General features: G+C 36.3%; 17 protein-coding genes and 1 other annotated feature. Of the genes, 3 read left to right on the top strand and 14 right to left on the bottom strand.

The features are described 5' to 3' along the window. The first annotated feature begins 64 nt into the window (after positions 1–64). From IGL86_RS09425 to IGL86_RS09435, 3 genes are all read left to right on the top strand, one after another. Entirely contained in the window at positions 65–1,210 is a 1,146-nt protein-coding gene (locus tag IGL86_RS09425; RefSeq protein ID WP_002356655.1) for a hypothetical protein, read from the top strand. Then, positions 1,207–2,016 carry a TPM domain-containing protein gene (locus tag IGL86_RS09430; RefSeq protein WP_002362631.1) on the top strand — a complete coding sequence of 270 codons (810 nt, stop codon included), beginning with the start codon at positions 1,207–1,209 and terminating at the stop codon, positions 2,014–2,016. The genes IGL86_RS09425 and IGL86_RS09430 overlap by 4 nt, the downstream gene beginning before the upstream one ends. A gap of 368 nt (positions 2,017–2,384) precedes the next feature. Next, positions 2,385–2,981: a DUF3862 domain-containing protein gene (locus tag IGL86_RS09435; protein ID WP_033625897.1), complete on the top strand. Its 597-nt coding sequence runs from the start codon at positions 2,385–2,387 to the stop codon at positions 2,979–2,981. Between the two features lie 331 nt (positions 2,982–3,312). Here IGL86_RS09435 and IGL86_RS09440 read toward each other — a convergent pair whose 3' ends face one another. The 14 genes from IGL86_RS09440 to IGL86_RS09505 all read right to left on the bottom strand — a co-directional run bounded on the left by IGL86_RS09440 (position 3,313) and on the right by IGL86_RS09505 (position 19,620). Beyond that, positions 3,313–4,044: an HAD family hydrolase gene (locus IGL86_RS09440; RefSeq protein ID WP_033625892.1), complete on the bottom strand. Its 732-nt coding sequence runs from the start codon at positions 4,042–4,044 to the stop codon at positions 3,313–3,315. A gap of 146 nt (positions 4,045–4,190) precedes the next feature. Further along, positions 4,191–4,418, bottom strand: coding sequence for a hypothetical protein (locus tag IGL86_RS09445; protein WP_002362220.1), 228 nt, complete (start codon positions 4,416–4,418; stop codon positions 4,191–4,193). 87 nt (positions 4,419–4,505) lie between these two features. Continuing rightward, positions 4,506–5,156 carry a hypothetical protein gene (locus IGL86_RS09450; protein ID WP_010823866.1) on the bottom strand — a complete coding sequence of 217 codons (651 nt, stop codon included), beginning with the start codon at positions 5,154–5,156 and terminating at the stop codon, positions 4,506–4,508. Positions 5,157–5,919: 763 nt separating this feature from the next. Further along, positions 5,920–6,720 (bottom strand): phosphatidate cytidylyltransferase, encoded by an 801-nt coding sequence (locus IGL86_RS09455; RefSeq protein ID WP_002397120.1) that lies wholly within the window; start codon positions 6,718–6,720, stop codon positions 5,920–5,922. Then, entirely contained in the window at positions 6,717–7,532 is an 816-nt protein-coding gene (locus IGL86_RS09460) for an isoprenyl transferase (protein WP_002356646.1), read from the bottom strand. The genes IGL86_RS09455 and IGL86_RS09460 overlap by 4 nt, the downstream gene beginning before the upstream one ends. A 347-nt stretch (positions 7,533–7,879) precedes the next feature. Next, positions 7,880–8,698, bottom strand: a complete 819-nt coding sequence (locus tag IGL86_RS09465; RefSeq protein ID WP_002359679.1) for a MetQ/NlpA family ABC transporter substrate-binding protein — start codon at positions 8,696–8,698, stop codon at positions 7,880–7,882. A 14-nt stretch (positions 8,699–8,712) separates the two neighbouring features. Continuing rightward, on the bottom strand, positions 8,713–9,399 hold the full coding sequence (locus tag IGL86_RS09470; protein ID WP_002356640.1) for a methionine ABC transporter permease: 687 nt from the start codon (positions 9,397–9,399) through the stop codon (positions 8,713–8,715). After that, the gene (locus IGL86_RS09475) at positions 9,392–10,429 is read right to left on the bottom strand and encodes a methionine ABC transporter ATP-binding protein (protein WP_002364465.1); all 1,038 of its coding nucleotides are present in this window, start codon (positions 10,427–10,429) and stop codon (positions 9,392–9,394) included. Before IGL86_RS09475 ends, IGL86_RS09470 begins: the two co-directional genes overlap by 8 nt. Before the next feature lie 113 nt (positions 10,430–10,542). Then, positions 10,543–10,790, bottom strand: a binding site (T-box leader). Between the two features lie 53 nt (positions 10,791–10,843). Further along, a complete protein-coding gene (locus tag IGL86_RS09480; RefSeq protein WP_011109554.1) occupies positions 10,844–11,158 on the bottom strand; it encodes a glycine cleavage system protein H in 315 nt (104 codons plus the stop codon). A 5-nt stretch (positions 11,159–11,163) separates the two neighbouring features. Beyond that, a complete protein-coding gene (locus IGL86_RS09485; protein ID WP_002359675.1) occupies positions 11,164–11,523 on the bottom strand; it encodes an arsenate reductase family protein in 360 nt (119 codons plus the stop codon). A 24-nt stretch (positions 11,524–11,547) separates the two neighbouring features. After that, entirely contained in the window at positions 11,548–12,735 is a 1,188-nt protein-coding gene (locus IGL86_RS09490) for an FtsW/RodA/SpoVE family cell cycle protein (protein ID WP_002356636.1), read from the bottom strand. A 243-nt stretch (positions 12,736–12,978) separates the two neighbouring features. Then, entirely contained in the window at positions 12,979–14,415 is a 1,437-nt protein-coding gene (locus IGL86_RS09495) for a helix-turn-helix domain-containing protein (RefSeq protein WP_033625894.1), read from the bottom strand. Beyond that, complete coding sequence (locus IGL86_RS09500) at positions 14,416–15,117, bottom strand: hypothetical protein (protein ID WP_010776022.1); 702 nt, start codon at positions 15,115–15,117, stop codon at positions 14,416–14,418. 198 nt (positions 15,118–15,315) lie between these two features. Beyond that, positions 15,316–19,620, bottom strand: coding sequence for a bacterial Ig-like domain-containing protein (locus IGL86_RS09505; RefSeq protein ID WP_430605599.1), 4,305 nt, complete (start codon positions 19,618–19,620; stop codon positions 15,316–15,318). Positions 19,621–19,665 lie beyond the last annotated feature (45 nt).

Below are 19,665 nucleotides of genomic sequence, written 5' to 3' on the forward strand. Positions count from 1 at the left end.
TCTACCCTTTTTCTTTGAATCAGATTCCTGTTATTTACTCACTCTATTAGAAAGGACGGTTGCAATGGAAACAACATTTACCCATAAATGCCCCAACTGTGGCGGCCCGCTCTTATTTAATCCCAAAGATCAAAAATTTCATTGTGAATATTGTTTAAATATTTACACGGAAGAAGAAGTGACTCGTTATGAGCAACAGCAACATGAGGCGCATTTAGAGAATCCCTCAACAACGACTGCCGAGGAAAATTTGACTTTCACGGCGGAAGAAGAATCCTCCGCTACGCAACAAACAGAGACCACTGAGAATGAAGCAGCTGCAGATGCAGGCACAATGGAAATTTTTAATTGTCCAAGCTGTGGCGCTCAAATTGTCACCGATGCAACAACGGCTGCCACATACTGTTATTATTGCCATAATCCTGTTGTCTTGGCTGGTCGATTAAGTGGCGAATTTTTACCAGAAAACGTCTTACCCTTTACAATTGAAAAAGACGAAGCGATTGAAAAATTTCTCGCTTGGACCAAGAAAAAATGGTTCATTCCCCGAGATTTTTTCAGCAAAAATCAAATCGATAAATTAACTGGGGTTTACTTCCCCTATTGGGTCGTTGATGCAGAAGTCGATGGACAACTGCAAGCTACTGGCACAAGTATTCGCATTTGGCGCGTAGGTGATATTGAATACACCGAAACAAAACGTTTCAATGTGGGACGTTCAGGAAAATTATCATTTAAAGAATTAGTTAAAAATGCCTTGTCAAAAAACGTCCAACAAAAAATGGTGGAAGGCGTTCAACCATTTTTAATTGATCAAGCGGTGCCTTTCAAAAGCCAATACCTAGCAGGTTTTCAAGCAGAAAAACGCGATATTGAATATGAAGCAATCAAAAAACACGTCCAACAAGAATTACAAGATTATTCGGAATCATTGTTACGGGACTCTGCTTCTGGTTATACTACGTTGACAAATGTTCGCACGGATATTTCTCTAAACCAAGAAAATAATCACTATATGCTTTTGCCAATTTGGTTAGTCACCTATCGCAGTCAGGAACAATCAAAAAAAGTTTATTATTATGCCATGAATGGACAAACAGGTAAAGTAAGCGGTGTGCTTCCAATTAGTTACACTCGTTTAGGACTAGCAACGTTAGGCATTTTCGCTGGACTCTTAGCACTCTTTTTATTAGGAGGTTATTTCCTATGAAAAAACGACTTTTACCTATTTTTTTCCTAATACTTCTTACCTTTGGCCTTGCCCTACCCGTTTCGGCGGCTGAAAATTCAATTGATGATGGCGCACAATTACTGACACCTGATCAAATCAACCAACTAAAGCAAGAGATACAACCTTTAGAAGAAAAAACAAAAGCCTCTGTCTTTATTGTGACCACAAATAATAATACCTATGGCGATGAACAAGAATATGCAGATCATTATCTTTTAAATAAAGTTGGCAAGGACCAAAATGCGATTCTTTTTCTCATTGATATGGACTTACGGAAAGTCTACATCTCTACTTCTGGAAACATGATTGATTATATGACGGATGCACGAATTAATGACACCTTAGATAAAGTAATGGATGGGATGAGTCAAGGAAATTATTTCGCGGCTGCTCAAACCTTTGTTCAGGAAACTCAAGCATTTGTTAATAAAGGGGTTCCTGGGGGGCACTATCGTGTGGACAGCGCAACAGGTAAAATCACTCGTTATAAAGTCATTACCCCGCTGGAAATGGTAATTGCTTTTGCTGCTGCTCTGATACTCAGTTTGGTCTTCTTAGGCATTAATATTTCTAAATATCAATTAAAATTTTCAAGTTATCAATATCCTTTTAGGGAAAAAACAACTTTAAACTTAACCTCCCGCACAGATCAGTTAACCAACTCTTTCATCACTACGCGTCGTATTCCTAAAAACAATGGCGGCAGTGGCGGAATGGGCGGTGGTGGCAGCACCACCCACTCAACTGGCGGCGGCACATTCGGTGGCGGCGGTCGAAGTTTTTAGATTTTTTATCTTTTTTAATTATTTCATAAAAATAATGGTGTTATTTTTATGAAATAATGATAAAATAAGTATACTGTGGTGTGTTATTTTTACACAGGACGGTATACTTATTTTCATTTAAACTAAGTGATTTGTAGTCCAAAGTTATTTAATTGGGGATTGTTTTCAACTATTTAGTAAGCGCTACAAATCATTAACTAAACTATGGGAGGGAAAGTGAAAATGAAAAAAATGATTCAAATGAAGGAAAAGTAAAAAAACCATTTTATAAGAAAATTTGGTTTTGGGTTGTAGTAGTTATTGTACTGGGGATTGCTGGTAGTGGTCTTGGCAAAGAGGATAAAAAAGCAAGCAACGATACCAAAGAAGTGAAAACAGAAGCCTCTTCTTCAAAAGCTACGAATAGTTCAAAAAATGATACAAAAAAAGAAAGCTCTGAAAAGAAATCAGAAGATAAATCGAAAGATAACTCTGATTTAAAAGCAACTTACGATAAAATTAATGTCGGTGATATTATGAACAGCAGCGAAGGCGGTTCTACAGAAGATGAAGTAAAAGCAATTTTAGGTGAACCAGCATCTTCTTCTACAACAGATATCCAAGGCATCTCTACCACTACTCTATCTTGGACAAATGTCAAGGGTGGTGATCTTCTTGCATCTATTACTGTTTCATTCTCTGATGGCAAAGCAGCGAGCAAATCTGTAAGTGGCTTGAAGGTTGCAAAACATGATAAAGTTACTGCAGACCAAGTAAATAACATTGCTACTGATGGTTCATATTCTGAAGAACAAGCTAGAAAAGATTTAGGAGATCCAACAGGGATTACTTCTACAAATATCAATGGTGAAAAAAATGATACTTTAATCTGGATGAAAAACTTAGATGGTGATTTAAGTGCTACTGTTACTGTTTCTTTTTCTAATGGAAATGCAATTTCTAAATCAAGTTCAGGATTAAAATAAGAAAAACTTGTCATTGTAAAATATTAACAACGAAGTCGGGATATCTTAATCCTTAACTCCGAGAACCACGTAGTTAAGGATTAAGATATCCCGAACACTTGTGTGAGAAAGTCACTTTCGGATTATTTCCGAAAGTGTTGCTTCTGTTCCCGCCGTTTATCAGTTTTTGTCCCACGCTCGTTTTCTATTTTAGTTGTAATTTTTTTCTTATTGAACAAAAATCTGTGAGCTGAAATTATAAAACCTATGAACATCATGGTATTTTATTGAAATACACTAGTATGCTTGCTTAGATACTCGAATAAAAGAAACGTTTTTCACAATACTTATATCAAAAATAATAGATTTTTTTCTTCTTGGTATTTTCCCATAATTCTTGATAAGGTATTTCATGGATATCACGGAAATAGGCTACTTCAAACTTTTCAAAATCAGTTGACTGGCAGTTGCCTGTTAAAACACCAATTCCTGCTTTGCCATGACAAGTTCCCATGAAAACATCCACGAGCGAATCCCCCACCATAATTACTTCTGTCGACTTCAATTGACATGACTGACAAAAGGCTTGGAGCATGTCCGCATCTGGTTTCGGTAAGTAACGATCTCCTGTCGCAATAAAATCAAACATTTCTGTTAAACCAAGATATTCCATAATCAACATAGTCGCTGGCAAAGTATCTGAAGTTGCTAATCCAATTTTATAGTTCTTCCGTTTTAGCTCAAGAAATAACTGTTTTAAATCACCAATTGGTTCAATCTTTTTCAGATTTTTTCGTAAATAATCATAAAAAAATTGCTCCAGCCATCGACTGCTGATTCCCTGTTCGACTAATTCCTCAAATTGCGCCAATTCCTGATAAAGTTCCTGATAAAGGACTTCATCAAGTAAATGTTTTTGCAAAAAACGTTGCTTCTGAATAGCTAATGTCTTTTTTATTTCTGCTGAATGATGAGGGACTAACATACTTAGTGTTTCAAAACAAGCTTTCAAACCTGCTTGCCAAAGAGTATCAAAACGAATACACGTACCATCTTTATCAAATAAAATTCCTCGATTTTCCATGAAAGAACACCTCAAAACGTTTGCTTTGCTTCCTATTTGTTTCTTCAAGTATACTAATCATTTATTTGATTTTGATATTCTTTTTGTATCATTTGTGTAAAAAAATATAAAAAAGCAACGAATTTAGAAAAATTCGTTGCTTTTTTTTAATCAATCACTTTTTTTACTTTGAATTCTTTTGTTTCAGCAGACGGTTCTGTTTGATCAGCTAATTCAAATAAAATATGGGTACCATTTTCTTCATCTTCAACGATAATCAGTTTTCCTGGAATCTTTCGAGTATCTTTCGCAATTTGGGCTTCTTTAATTAATTCTTTTTGATCTCTTTTTGAAGCAAGGGCATTTCCTAAATTAAAAAAGACAGTTTCTTCCATAATTAACCACTCACTTTCTCTACTTTTCTTAAGTCAATTATAGCATATCGCTAGAAAAAGTGGCAGCTTGTGTCCTTTTACTTTCATTTAAGCATCAATAATCAAAGAATAAGCATAAGGACTTTCATAAATTCCTGAAGTATAATAATTGAGCCTCTTTTTAAATAGCGGGCCGTCAATTACCAACGTATGGTACTCCCCGTTTTCTCCGCAAATATCTAATTGATGCTCTTTAAGGTACGTGATAAATGTTTCATTTAACGGTTCTCCTAAAAATTTTATTGGAATACCTGCCTCTTTGCTGACCGTTTTGATAATTGCTGTGTACCCTTTTGCCAAGAATTCTTTGACAAGTGCTTCGCGATTCTCCTGCCAAAGAGGTAATTGTGGCTCAAGCCCAGCACTTAATGCAACTTGGCGATCCCAAGCACCATTTTGTTCAATATCTATATCGCCAAAACAAACCGTTTCTGCACCCAATTTTTTAGTTTCATGCAGTGCCTCAACCACTTTTTCTGTGTAATTTGTTTCGTTGTTATGTGATATAACAAGTGGTAAATCTAACGCTTCGGCTGCTGATTCTAAGACGGAGATTGGTATCCCGTGAAACCAAGAACGATTAATTTCATCACTTAATGTTGTCACTAACGCAACTGGCTGATTTCCTGCTTGTACCAATCGATCCATCGCCAATAAACAATCTTTACCAGAGCTATAACTTAAACAAAATTTTTTCATAAACGTTCCCTCTTTTCTCTATGACTATACCTCAAAATAATACATCCGTATACATATTTATTATTTAAGTATAACTAATACTGAATAGTTATTTGAATCAAAACATGGTATAAAATAGAGGTAAAGCAAGCTTTATTCACTTCTTTATATCTCTTTTCAACGGATGATCAGCTGGCGGAAACCAGCTGATCTTTTTTTCAAAAAACACAGCTATCTTTTGCAGTTTTCTTTTCCTCATGTTATAAAGAGAGGGTAGGAAGCATTTATTCACTTCTTTACAAATCTATCTTAATCTTAGACAGTCGGCGGAAAACGGCTGTCTATTTATCTGGAAAAATTATGAACTCGTCAGCTAGTGGTCAGTTGACGAGTTTTATGTTATAATAATTAGAACACGAAAAATATTTTTAAACGAACCATTCAATTGTTTTGATGATTTTATTCAAAACTGGCGTGTCTAGAGAGACACAAGGATGTATTAGAGGTAGGGAATACATCGCTTAAATGAAAAATACTTGAATACTAGAAATAGTCTGATCCAACTTTAAAATAATAATATTGATTCGTTAGATAGCCTTCTCTTTAAAGAGAAGGCTATTGTCAATTAAAGAGTAAAACCACCGCATGTTTAAAATTAAACTTATCTCAAACATACCCTGTCAGTGTTTCACGCATTATCTCAATAAACAGCAAAAATCCAGAAGAGAGACTCTTCTGGATTTTTGCTTATTTGACGATACTTTTTTAAATTTTGTTAATCAATTTAAAATAATCCACATAAGTGCATAATTGGGAAAACAAATAATAAACTATCAAAACGATCTAAAATACCACCATGTCCTGGCAAGATGTTACCAGAGTCTTTCACGCCATAATGACGTTTGATAGAAGATTCAACCAAATCACCGAATTGACCTACTATAGAAAATAGAACCGTCAATACAAGCATCACCGGCATCGGATAAGGAAATAGCCCTTTATTAGCTGTGAAAACTAAAAACAACGCTGCTACAACGACGGCTGATAAAATACCACCAAGTGCACCTTCTATTGTCTTGTTGGGTGAAACATCTGGCATCAATTTATGACGACCAAATCGGCGTCCAAATAGATATGCACCAATATCCGTTGCCCAGACAATGAATAAAGCAAATAACAAGACTTCAAAACCTGCGGAACGGGCACTAATAAAGTTCTGGAACCCCATCCCTACATATAAACTGACAATAACTGGAAAGCCAGCTTCTTCAATTGTATATGTATTTTTAGAAATTACCGAAGCACCTAACAACAACATTACAGTGACATAAAATAAAATGAAATTTGTTTGCATTTCCGGCAAAAAGTTTAACCATTTAATTGTTGGGATAACTAAAAAAACGGCCCCTAATGCTGATAAAATACCTTCAAAACTTAATAACGTTAATCCTTTCATACGGAATAACTCGTACACGCCGACTACTGCCAAAGCAACAGCGGCAATCTCAATTGCAAAACCACCATACCAGATAATTGGAATAAAGATGATTAATGCGACGATAGCTGTGATGACACGTTGTCTCACTGCGGATCGCTCCCTTCTGTTTCTGTAGTTTCTTTTAGACCTCCAAAACGACGATTACGATTTTGGAAAGAAGCAATCGCGGTTTCTAAAGTGTCCCCTGAAAAATCAGGCCATAATGCTTTTGTAAAAAACAACTCGCTATAAGCAATTTGCCATAGCAAGAAATTACTAATTCTCTCTTCCCCACTTGTTCGAATCAACAATTCTGGATCACGAAGTTCCGTGGGTAAAAAGCCAGTCATTAAGTGATCTGCGATCGTTTCTTCTGTAATCTCATCTGCCGTATATGTTTTTTCTGAAACCTCTGCAGCAATCTGTTTCATGGCAGTTAGTAGCTCCGCACGCGCCCCATAATTTAAAGCAAAGTTCAAAACCATGCCCGTATTGTCCTTGGTTTGCTCAATGGCCCGCTTAACAGCATCTTGCGTATGGCTTGGTAGAAACTCTTGGTAGCCCATTACATTGACTTTAACATTTTCCTTAATTAATTCAGGCACGAATGTATCAAAAAAATCAACAGGCAATTGCATTAAGAAATTGACTTCATCTGTTGGTCTCTTCCAATTTTCCGTTGAAAATGCATAAAGTGTTAAAACTTTAACGCCTAAATGACTAGCATGCTTCGTTATTTTTTTAACCGTATCCATGCCTTCTTTATGTCCAGCAATTCTCGGCAGTCTTCGATTCTGTGCCCACCGGCCATTTCCGTCCATAATAATGGCAATGTGCTGCGGAATTTGGCCTTCTTTATCAAAGGCGTACTGGCTTGCTTCTTCTACATATTTATTTTTTTGCGGAAAAAAACGTAACATCTTTTTCCCTCCATTCCAAAAAATCTATCTTAATTATTATAACAATAACTAATGCAAATGCCTATGCATAGTCCCTGAATTTTCCTGATAATTAAGAAATTCCTTGTAACTTTATCATTTATGGTCCTTTTTTAAAAGAAAAAAACTTAGACTTGGCAGGTAAATCAACATGATGTATCTGCCTAGCCCTAAAATTTTAAATAAACAACGGGACAGGAGCAGCTTCTTCGGAAATAAGCTGAACGTCCTTGAGAGACAAAAAGCATCTTTCAGAACTTTCTTCTTATTTCTTGAAGCTTAACACGCCTGTCCCGACCTCAAGTTTTTATTCTATTGTCTTTTTCTTTTTATTCATTGACTGGAACAATGGCACCGTTCCATTTTTTCGTAATCCAATCTTGGACTTCTTTGCTACGTAACACTTTGACTAATTTTTTTACATTTTCGTTGTTTTCGTCTTCTTTACGAACCGCAATAATATTGGCATAAGGTGAACTTTCTTTTTCTAAAGCAATCGCATCTTTTTTCGGATTTAATCCTTGATCCACGGCAAAGTTTGAGTTAATTAAAACCGCAGCCCCTTCTTCATTGTCATAAAGAGTGGTCATGATTGCTGGATCACTTTCATGATTGAATTTCAACTTTTTAGTATTTTTATCAATATCATCGAAAGTAGCAGTTGTCCGGTCTACCCCTTCTTTCAGCGTGATTAAACCAGCATCTTCTAAAATCGTTAAAACACGTGGCCAATCTGAAACGGAAGAGCTAACGTAAATCGTTGAACCATCAGGAATTTCTTGTAACGATTTGTATTTTTTCGAGTAAAGCCCAACTGGTTCTAAATGAATCGCACCTGCATTCACAAAGTCATAATCATTTTCTTTAACCGCTTCATTAAAGAACGGCACATGTTGGAAATAGTTGGCATCGATATCGCCACTTTCCAACGCCTTGTTAGGTAGCACGTAATCTGTATAAGTCGTCACTTCTAATTTTACGCCTTCTTTTTCTAATAAAGGTTTTACATGTTCTAAAATCTCTGCATGTGGAACTGGTGAAGCTCCAACTTTCAAGACCGAGTCATCACTCTTTTTATTGCCGCAAGCCCCTAAAACTAAGACAGCTACTGCTACAGTAATTACTGACCATAATGTACGTTTTTTCATCTTATTCCCTCCATTTATCGTTTATCTATTTTTTTAGCGACTGTATCCCCAAGCCATTGAATCGCAAAGACAATAATTAAGATACAAATCGTTGCTACTAAGGTAACTGTATTTTGACCACGTTGGAAGCCATCTTGATACGCCAAACTTCCTAAACCGCCCGCTCCAATAGCAGCTGCCATTGCAGTGTAGCCCACTAAAGAAATGGTTGTAACGGTTAAGCCAGAAACAAGCGCTGGCAGACTTTCTGGTAATAAAACTTTCCAAATTATTTGGAAACGATTGGCCCCCATTGCTTTGGCTGCTTCAATCACGCCTTTATCGACTTCACGAAAAGCAATTTCGACCATGCGAGCATAAAAAGGTGCTGCGGAAATAATCAATGCTGGTAAGGAGCCTTTGACACCAGACATACTCCCTAAAATAATTTTTGTAAAAGGAATTAACAGAACGATTAAGATAATAAACGGAATCGAACGGAAAATATTTACAAAAATGGCCACTAGCCAATACAGTAATCGGCTCAAAATCCCTTTTCTGCCTGACGTTTCAAAAAGTAGTAGTCCTAAAATCAGCCCTAAAATGGCGACCACTATGATTGAAATCCCTGTCATATAAAGTGTTTCAATCGTTTTTTCTTGTAGTTTACTTATATCAATTTGGGAAAAATCAAAGAAACTTGCTAAGCCACGATTATTCATTTCCAATCACCTCTGTTTCTACACGAAGTTTACGTAATCCTTCAATGGCTGCTAGAATATTTTGCTCTTCGCCTAATAATTGAATATAAAGAGAACCCACTGCACCCTGCTTTGTTTGCTGAATGTTCCCTTGAATAATACTGACTTCTACTTGATATTCTTGGACAATATGCGAGATAATTGGCAATTTCGCTTGTTCGCCGTGGAAAAGTAGGCGAACAATTTTTCCATTCGGATATTGTTCCAACATTTCTTCAACAACCAGTTCCGTTTCTTCAATGTTTTTATCCGCTTCTTGTTGGATAAAGCGTTTCGCAATTTCTGTTTGAGGCTTTTTGAAAATATCGATTACTTTACCTTCTTCAACAATTTCACCATATTCCATCACGGCTACGCGATTACAAATTTTACGAATCACGTGCATTTCATGGGTAATTAATACAACCGTTAAATTTAATTCTTGGTTGATTTTTAGTAGTAATTCTAGCACTTCATCGGTTGTCTGCGGATCCAAAGCACTCGTTGCTTCATCACAAAGCAAAATATCAGGATTGTTAGCTAAGGCACGGGCAATCCCCACTCGTTGCTTTTGCCCACCAGAGAGTTGACTTGGGTAGGCATTTTCCCGTCCTTCTAAACCAACCAACTTGATTAACTCTTCTGCGCGGCTTTTCCGATTTTGTTTTGGAACGCCAGCAATTTCCAATGGGAGCATGATATTTTCTAGGACCGTCCGTGACCATAATAAATTAAAATGTTGAAAGATCATCCCAATTTTTTTACGGAAGTTTCGTAGTTCTTTATTTGGCAACAATGCAATATCTTGTCCTTGAATTTCTACTTCACCTTCTGTAGGTGTTTCAAGTCCATTCAATAGGCGAACCAACGTACTTTTTCCTGCACCTGAATAGCCAATAATGCCATAAATATCTCCTGATTCAACCGTTAAATCAATATCTTTTAAAGCCGTGACTTTACCCGCTTTACCGGAAAACTCTTTTTTTACATGACGTAATTCAATTAATGCCATTTTGTTCTCCTCTTCTTTCTGTTCTACTTTCTTATTTTGAAGGTTTCGCACTTTTTATGAAACGAATTTGCTTAATAAAAACAAAAAAACTTCCATCCTTTTGCTATTACAGCAAAAAGGACGAAAGTTTGTCATTTCGTGATACCACCTTAATTCGCTATTATTTCTCAATAATAACCTCATACGGTACTTGATTCTTCGCATACCGTTGGCTGTAACGGGCGCCCCGTAGTAAGTTCACTGCTTCGCTCACTTACTCTGCTCAAAGACCATCTTCCATCTTAAATCTGTTACCCATTCTCAGCAAACAGGGCTCTCTTCAAACGTCCTTAACATGTACTCTTCTTTTCAAAGCTTTCTTTTGATTAGATTGAGAAAATTATAGCAATAAACATTGACCTTGTCAACGTAAGACTAAAGATTTTCAAATTCTGTTGGTTCAACATCTGCTAAAACAGCAATCCAGGCATTTTCTTCATCTAATGCACTTGGCTCTTGATCAGCCGCTTCATTAATCGCAACTACCTTACCAGATAATGGACTACTGAATTCACTGACTGCTTTTTCTGCTTCTAATTCAATTAAAGAATCACCTTTAGCTAATGTTTGTCCGACTTTTGGAAATGTTGCAAAAGTAATCTTCCCTAAATCCTCTTGGGCTTCGGCAGTTAAACCAATTTTATAACCTGCTTCTGTTGGTAAAATCCATAATTGATCGATTTGTTTCATTTCACTCATTTTCCAAGCACTCCTTCGTAATCTGCTTCTTTAAAACCATTCGTTAGAAATGTATTGTCTTTTAAGAGAATTGGACGCTTAATCAACATGCCATCCGCAGCTAAACGCTGACTTGCTTCTTCAATAGAAAAACTGTCAACCAGATCTTTTAAGCCTTGTTCTCTATATAAAACCCCGCTTGTGTTAAAAAAACGACGAACAGGCAAGCCGGTCTCTTTCATCCATTTTGCTAATTGTTCACTACTAGGCGGTGTTGCTTTAATATCAATTGCTTGGTATTTAACGCCTTGTTGGTCTAACCACGCTTTCGCTTTTTTACAAGTTGAGCATTTAGGATATTCATAAAGTGTGTACATTTCTACCCCTTCTTTCTTCTTTCTTTAACGACCACTTCTGGTACGAACCGTTTCTTGTTGGTAACGCATGGACATAATTAAGCCCACCCCAATCATGTTACCTAAAATGGAAGAACCACCTTGACTAATAAACGGTAATGGAATCCCAGTTAATGGTAGTAAACCAATATTCGCTCCAATGTTTTCAAAAACATGGAACAAAATCATCATGATAATTCCTGTGGCAATGTAGGCATAGAATTCATTATTTGTATCAAAACAAACGCGAATCATGCGGTAGATTAAAATAAAATACAACAAAATAATGAAACAGCCACCAATAAAGCCAAAGTTTTCACCAACAACTGTAAAAATCATATCTGACTCACGAACAGGGACATACACATCACTCACGTTAAAGCCTTTTCCGAAAAGGCCCCCAGAACCAATTGCTGTTAATGCTAGCGCTGGTTGGAATGAGCGATCTGGATCTGTATGGAAAGGATTTAGCCATAAATCAATCCGATCAAATTTATAGGCTTCGACCCCTAACTTAGACAATAAATCTCTACCTGTTTCTGTTGTAATCAAGTAAATAGTTCCTGCCCCCACTAGAGCAGCTAAAATAAAAACTGGCACAATAATTTTCCAAGTAATGCCAGACATTAAGAAAACTCCCCCAAAAATGGCTAAGAAAACTAACATCGTCCCGAAGTCTTTTTGTAAAAGTACTAAAACAATTACCGGAATCGCGACTAATAGCATTTTAGCGATTAGCCAAAAGTCGCTTTTGAGTGTTCGGTCCACATATTTAACATTATGCATGGTCACTATATAGGCCAACATCAAAATAAACGCAATCTTCATCAATTCCGATGGTTGGAATGTGGTGCCACCAAAGCGAATCCAGTTTTTAGAACCTGTTTGCTCTGCTAGCACGGGGTCATAGAATTTCAGTAGTAATCCCATTAATACTAATCCAAGTGCATAAAAAACGGGCGTTAACCGCCAGAGTAATTTTGAGCTAAAATGCATAATAATGACAATACTTAATCCTCCGACTAAATACCACAGTCCTTGTTTCATTAACAAGCTACCAATTTTAGGTTTGCTTGGATCATTGTAAAGCGCTACGTAAAGCGATAGCATACCAATTAGTGATAAAAGAAAAACTGGTAATATCACGCCGTAATCAATTCGACTATCTAAATTTGTTTTCTCTTTTCTATTCATTCGTCATCCCTTTTCCTTTGTTCATACGTTTTTTATTATATCTTTCTCACAGAAGAAAAGAAAGGAATTCTACTATATTTGAGAAAAACTTTAGAGAATTGGTCCTTCACTAGCAATTTTTTCTTTTTCTTCAATCCTATTTGGCTTTTATTTAAAATTTTTCACATCAGTGATAATGAGAAAGTTTACTATAATCATTCAGTAACAAAAAACAGTCGCAACTAAAACACGTTGCGACTGTTTTTATTCGCTTTTTCTTTGTTTCGTTTGTTGTAGCTCTTTATTAATTCGGACAATTTCGTTGCCAAAATTTTGCCAGTCACTGGCTCGCGGGGGCGCTAACCAAATTAAACATTTTACTGAAAATAATGTTTTTGGTAAATAATCTGAAACTACTAAATCAGTATCTGGTCGAATCGCTGAATGAAAGTGAATGCTGAAAGATTCGAATATTTTGATTTGTTCTTTGATAAACTGAGTATATTTTTCTCCTTGCGTAAAATTAACATAAAGATTGATCGTGCTTTTTTCATTCCTTTGGTCATAAAGACGGGATAACACTAATAGCAAATCAAAAAATAAAGAAAGCTTACTAAACTCAAACGCCGAGCAGTCCAACGCAAATAAAAACTGATGACAGCTATCAAAAACAATTGGGTAGCGTTCCTGAAAAAATTCTAAATCCATAATTCGTAAGGTGATATCGATAAACGGCGTAATAAAACGATGTTGATAAATAATCGGAACAATTTCTTGATAAAATTCTTCGTCCGAAATTGTAAACGGCATATAAGAAAAGAATAATGTTTTCGTAGCCGTAATTGCCTCATTGTGAGAACTCAGCAAATGTTCCGAAATAAGTTCACTTTGATAGACCGATAAATTGCCGATAATTCCTTGAATTTCTGCGTTTTTCTCTGCATGAGTCGCCTTCATCACTTCGTTGATCCAACATTGAATTTCTTGATAAATCGAACTTTCTTCATCAAAAGCGAATGGATTTTCTTCTTGGGATAAAAAATAATTAGCTTTTCTTTGCGTTCGTTCTAACGCCACCAATACATAATGTTTAAATAAATGAAAATTAGTGATATTTTCATAAGAGCCTTTCAATTGAGCCAATAATTGGTTCACTGCGCGAAGATCTGTTTGATTATATACTTCTTCAGAATCTTTGTAAATTCGGTAATAAAGCATAGTAAAATATTGTCTAATCGCCATTTCATTGCCGCTAAGTTGTAAATTTTTGGATAACTTGATACCGTATTGACCTAATTCTTTCCGGATATGGTCAACAATTTTGTACACAACCGTTCGACTCATCCCGTGCTTTTCACCGTATTTTTTGATTGAGGTAAACTGATGAAAGAAAATCGTTTTTAATAGATTAAATTCTAACGAGTCTTTTAAATAATATTCTTCAATAATACTTGAAGAAATACGAAGGCTTTGAGATAACAAAATTTCATTATTTTTTTCACTGATTTCCATCTCATTAATCAGACCAAAGCGTTGCAAATCTGCATTGATTTCTGTTATGTTCCGTTCTAGCAAATAAGGAGAAATAGCTAATTGCTTACATAAACGATCTTTTCGTTCAGAAAATGAATATTGTTGCTCTAACTTTCTAATAATCGCTAATTTTAAATTTTCCCGATCATCTAATAACAAGAATTCCATTTAAACTCTCCTTGTTCCATACAAAAGTGAGCCTGACAGGAAGCTTAAAGTGGTGCCAAATTGAGAGGACCCACTTGCCGCTCCTCCAGTAATTTCCACTGGGGCTATCGTATCTATTTTTTTCAACAACTCATCATTTAACAGCACCTTTTTATTTACTCGTTCCTGTTCAATTTTATTTTTCTTTTTCTCCTGTTTTGTTTGTTGCTCCTTGTCCTGTCTCGAGGCAATAATTGGTCTTTCTGGGCCAATCATTGCTTGACTATAAGGAAGCTCTGCAAGCATATTCCCCTCTGCAGCAAAATTAGTAGGGTTGACATACACCTTCGCAATAGAAAGGTATGACTCGTAACGGAAGGTTACAAAATAAAGGCCTACTTTTTGAGGATTTACATTATTTTCTATAATTACATTTTCTAAATTTAAAGGGCGACCCTCTTTATCTTTTAGAAAAACGACATTGTCTAAGGGTGACCATGCTTGATTAACTCCTAAAAACGTGTCTTTTAATTTAAGTTCCGTTTGATTTTCTTTGACCGTAATGGTTGCTGTTTCAATTTTGCCATCCACTTCATAAGTCACGGTATATTTGCCTGGTGTTGTCGCTTCGTTTGCATAGCTATTCACTGAAGCAATCAACATTCCTGAAGAAAGAAATAAGGCTGTGCCGATACTACCATAATAAATAGTTCGCTGGTTCATCTCGTTTATTATTCCTCCAAACTATTTCATAAAAATAACTATCTTAACAGAAAAACCTGCTAATAGGTGTTCTTAAAATAAAAGTCACTTGTAAAACTTCCTATTTTCCAAGGAAACAGCTACCCTCATTCATGCACTTATTCATCTTTTAAGCGTGGAACAAAAGTTACTTTAAACTTTTGCCCCACGCTCATTTAATTATTTTCGTTTCTTCTTGATGACTATACCACTAATAATCACAATAAGTAACACAACAAGTCCTAGCACACGATATAGACCATTAGTTTGTTCTCCCGTTTTTGGATAACGTCCTTGCTTGTCAGGTTTCACAATATGTGTGACATACTGACTACGTTTTATCGTGGTTTGATTCGTTGAGGAACTAGTCTGGTTGTTCTCATTTTTATCTGGTAGTGGTGTAGGATTACGATCAATCACATGAACAGTTGCTACTGTCGTCAATTGACGAGGTGTCTCGTTTGAAAACATTGAGAAAAGTCGTGACTGCACAGCTGGTTTGGTTTCATTAACTGGCTCAGTGGTATAGGAAATCTGGTACTCTCCTGTTTTCTTTGTATCAACTTTCCCTTTCACTTGAACTTTATCAAAGGATATAGCATGACCGTCACGATCTGTCGCTGAAACGAAATTATCTTCTGGTTTCCACGAATCACCAACATAAATCGTTGTATCTTTAACCTCTAACTTAGATTGGTCGGGTTTGACGGTCACATGGGCTGTTTCTTCTTTACCTTCGTAACTGTATACGATTGGATAAACGCCTGCTTTGCTAGTATCAACTTGACCTGAAACAGTGATTTTTTCGAAGGGAACGTCTTGGCCTGTTTTGTCTGTTGCCGAAACGAAATTATCTTCTGGTTTCCATTTATCGCCCACATAAATCGTTGTATCCTTGACTTGTAAACGACTATCATCACGGACATGAACGATTGCTTTCGCTTCTTTTGTGCCATTTTTATAGACAATTTCATAATCGCCTATTTTATCAACATTCACTGTTCCCTGAACATCAATTTTTTCAAACGGAACGTCTTGACCTGTTTTGTCTGTCGCGGAAACGAAGTTATCTTCTGCTTCCCATTTATCACCCACATAAATTGTTGTATCTTTGACCTCTAACTTAGATTGGTCGGGTTTGACGGTCACATGGGCTGTTTCTTCTTTACCTTCGTAACTGTATACGATTGGATAAACGCCTGCTTTGGTGTTATCAACTTGACCTGAAACAGTGATTTTTTCGAAGGGAACGTCTTGACCTGTTTTATCTGTTGCTGAGATAAAGTTCTCTTCTGGTTTCCATGAATCGCCGACATAAATCGTTGAATCTTTGACTTGTAAACGACTGTGATCAATTGTTTTCGTTAATGGAATTTTTAGTTGATTGTCTCCTTTGACCAGCTTAATAGCTTTTCCTGTCAAATACTCTTCATCCACGGAATATTCCTGCGGTACATTCGTTACTCGCAAAGTATAATCACCTGTCATGATGGCATCAAAGGAGTATTGACCTTTTTCATCTGTTGTAAATTCGGTTGCTGTATGCGTGACATTATCAATTAGTTCAAAAGAAACCTTCGCAATTGCTTGGTTTTCATCCTCTATGTTATGCGTATAGAATGTGGCAGTTGCTAAATAAACAATGCCTTCCGCATCACCTTCTGAGAATTTCAATGTGATTGGCGCAGTGGCGACTTTTTTCTTGCTAGCAGACATCTGGTTCAATGTTTCAGAGTCGATTGTTGTTTCTGTATAGATTTGGCCAGCGTTTGCAGAGACAGTATTGTATTCAATCGTAATGTTTTCTGTCAATGTATAGTCTTTAAAAATGACTTTCGCACCGTTTGTAGTCTTCTCTAATGAATAAGCATCTTCTGGCACGCCTTTCACGGTAATAGAATTCAAATCGATTTGAGCATTGGTTGTGCCTTTTGGTGTTAATTCAATCGTTGGATTTTTCACACGATGTGTTTTATTATCAATATTTTTTGTTGTTACTGTTGTTTTTGTTACATTTTTTAATGTTGGATTCGCCGCTTGTGTTGCACTCAAAATGTCTAACGCTTCATTTTGAACAGAAACCGAAGCAGACCCTTCATTATTATTCGATTGTGGTTCTTTAGCTGTCCCTGTTATATAAAGAGTTGGCACGTCGATCCAGCCATTGGCATTTTTATACTCAATAATGTAACGTTTGTTGGTTTTTCCAAAATCAAACGTGTAACTATTGGTATTTTCGTCAAAAGTAATCGTTGGGTATCCAGGACTGTCTGGTGACATTGGTTTATCAAAATAATAGCCACGATCCCAGTATTGTGGATAAATTGAATCTACCTGATCGTTTGAAACATCATAAATGTCAAAAAGAACATCGGCGCCAGCTGGAATTTTTGTACGGACGCTTAGTGAGTCAAAAGAATCATTTCGTGCATTGACAAGGAATTGATTTTTACTACTTTGAAGTGTTCGTTCAGAACCACGCTTACTATTAGTAGTTACTGTCGTATCAACTGGAGTTAAACCTTCAGCACTCATTGTTATCGGTATCGTATCGACTGGGATACTTTTATCTTTTGGCAAACTATCGGGCACATAATTAAAACCAATTGGAATTTGGATTTCGTTGGTTATTGGCGTAGTGAACTTAATAACTGAACCATCTGACGTTGGCGTTACTGTATAATCCGTTCCTAACTTGTAATAAAAATAAATTTCTTTTGTAGCTCGCAATGAAAGATAATTAGGATGCTTTACTTTAATTTCTAAATTTTGAATCGGTGTCTCTTTGCTTCCCATAACTGAGACAGTTGTTCTTGATGAATAGGCACCATTTTGATCATAATTACCCCAAGCAGTTTCAGCATTCAAAGGATTAACAACACTAATTGGTTCAATATATTGATCAGATACTAATTGAATGGCTTTATTGGGACCAATTACAGGTGTACTTAATGATAGATTAATGTCCTTCTTGTCAAAATCCATTGTTAAATCAGAAATATTTATTCTTAAATAGCTATCTTTTGTGGCCGTTAAGGTAAGCTTGCCACCTTCAGTTTTAATATCAAAATAGTCTTCCAATTTTACATTTTCATATAAAGGACCATACGCCGTAAATTTAGGATTCTTAATTTCTTGACCGTTTGTACTCTCTAATACGATTTGTTGACCCACTTTTGTTTCTGTTAATGTGCCATAAATTGTTACATAATATTTCCCTTTGCTTTGAAAACTGATATAGGACATACTACGCATTTCACGATCAGCAATTACTTTACTTGTTTGACTCGTCTTAGCAGTAAAATCGGTTGTTTGTTTAGTTCCTGTCGTACTTTTCAAAGAAATTGAACCAATTTTTGTGGTTGGATACTGCTGCGAATATAAGTAGTTATAGTCCGAAGCACTCTCTAAATAAATTGTCCGATTAATCGATAAGGAATAGGCTTTTTGTTGATTCATGTTTGGAACAGTTACAGCAATCCGCCCGAGTGAATTATCGCTTAATGTATAATCTTTGCCAGGTGTTAACAGGGTTTGCGTTTCTGGTAAAATTTGACCATTAATGTCGACATCGTAACTGAAAACTTGAGGTTCCAAGTTATCTTGTTTTCCAAAGACAGCGCCTGGCGTCTCTGTTGTCAATAATTCTAATGTTTGATTGCCAGTTAACGTCCGGTCTAAATTATAAAAAATTTCGCCATCTAACCCTGTCGTTCTGGTTCGTTCGTTATATTGAATTGGTTCCACTTGTTCATATAAATCAAACGAGTAAGTTTTTTTGTTTTTTCCTGGAGTTTCAATTTTGATTAATGGTTCCGCCTCTGTTGTTAGATAACTTTTTAGTTCTACTTTAAAGGAAGTATCTGAAACTCGTTGATTAAACGTAATACTTAATGTTTTGGTTGCCGCATCGACTGCCCAAGTTGCGCCAATGCCCGTCACATCTCCGCTAACAGTTGAATAACCTAAATGTTCTGGTAATTGAACTGTATAAACTGATCCAGGTGCATAACCTGTGTTTCCAACAGCAAATTGGAACGTAGCGGTTACCGGTGTTGTATTTAATTCGCGGTGAACCTCTGTTTGGCTGTATTCTGTTCCACCAATCGGCGCAAGACTCATACTGTCAAGTAGTTCATCTGTAATTGGCGCTTGAACATCTGGTAGGGCTTTTTCATTAAGTGAGGTGTCCTTGTCCTCCGTTGTTTGTTGTTCAGATGGTGTAGCAGCATCACTGGAAGCTGTTGTGCTCGCCTCTGTGGTTTGCGATTCAGTTGTTGCAGTTGGTTGATTCATTTCTGAAGTATTCGTTGTTGCTAAAGGTAAAGATGGTGTTGAGTTCGATAACTCTGCCTCTTTTTTTGCTGTATCAGTGGTCTCTGTTTGTGCTTCTGTCGTTGTTACAGCATAGGCATTTGCGGCAAACCCGAAATTTTGTGCGAGAAGTATACTCAACATCACAAAAGAAAAAGTTTTTTTCTTCATACTAATCCCCTTTCAATAAAATTCATATAACCTAATAATAGCTTG

It is taken from the genome of Enterococcus sp. DIV0774 (assembly GCF_050539095.1).
Classification (GTDB): Bacteria; Bacillota; Bacilli; order Lactobacillales; family Enterococcaceae; genus Enterococcus; species Enterococcus faecalis.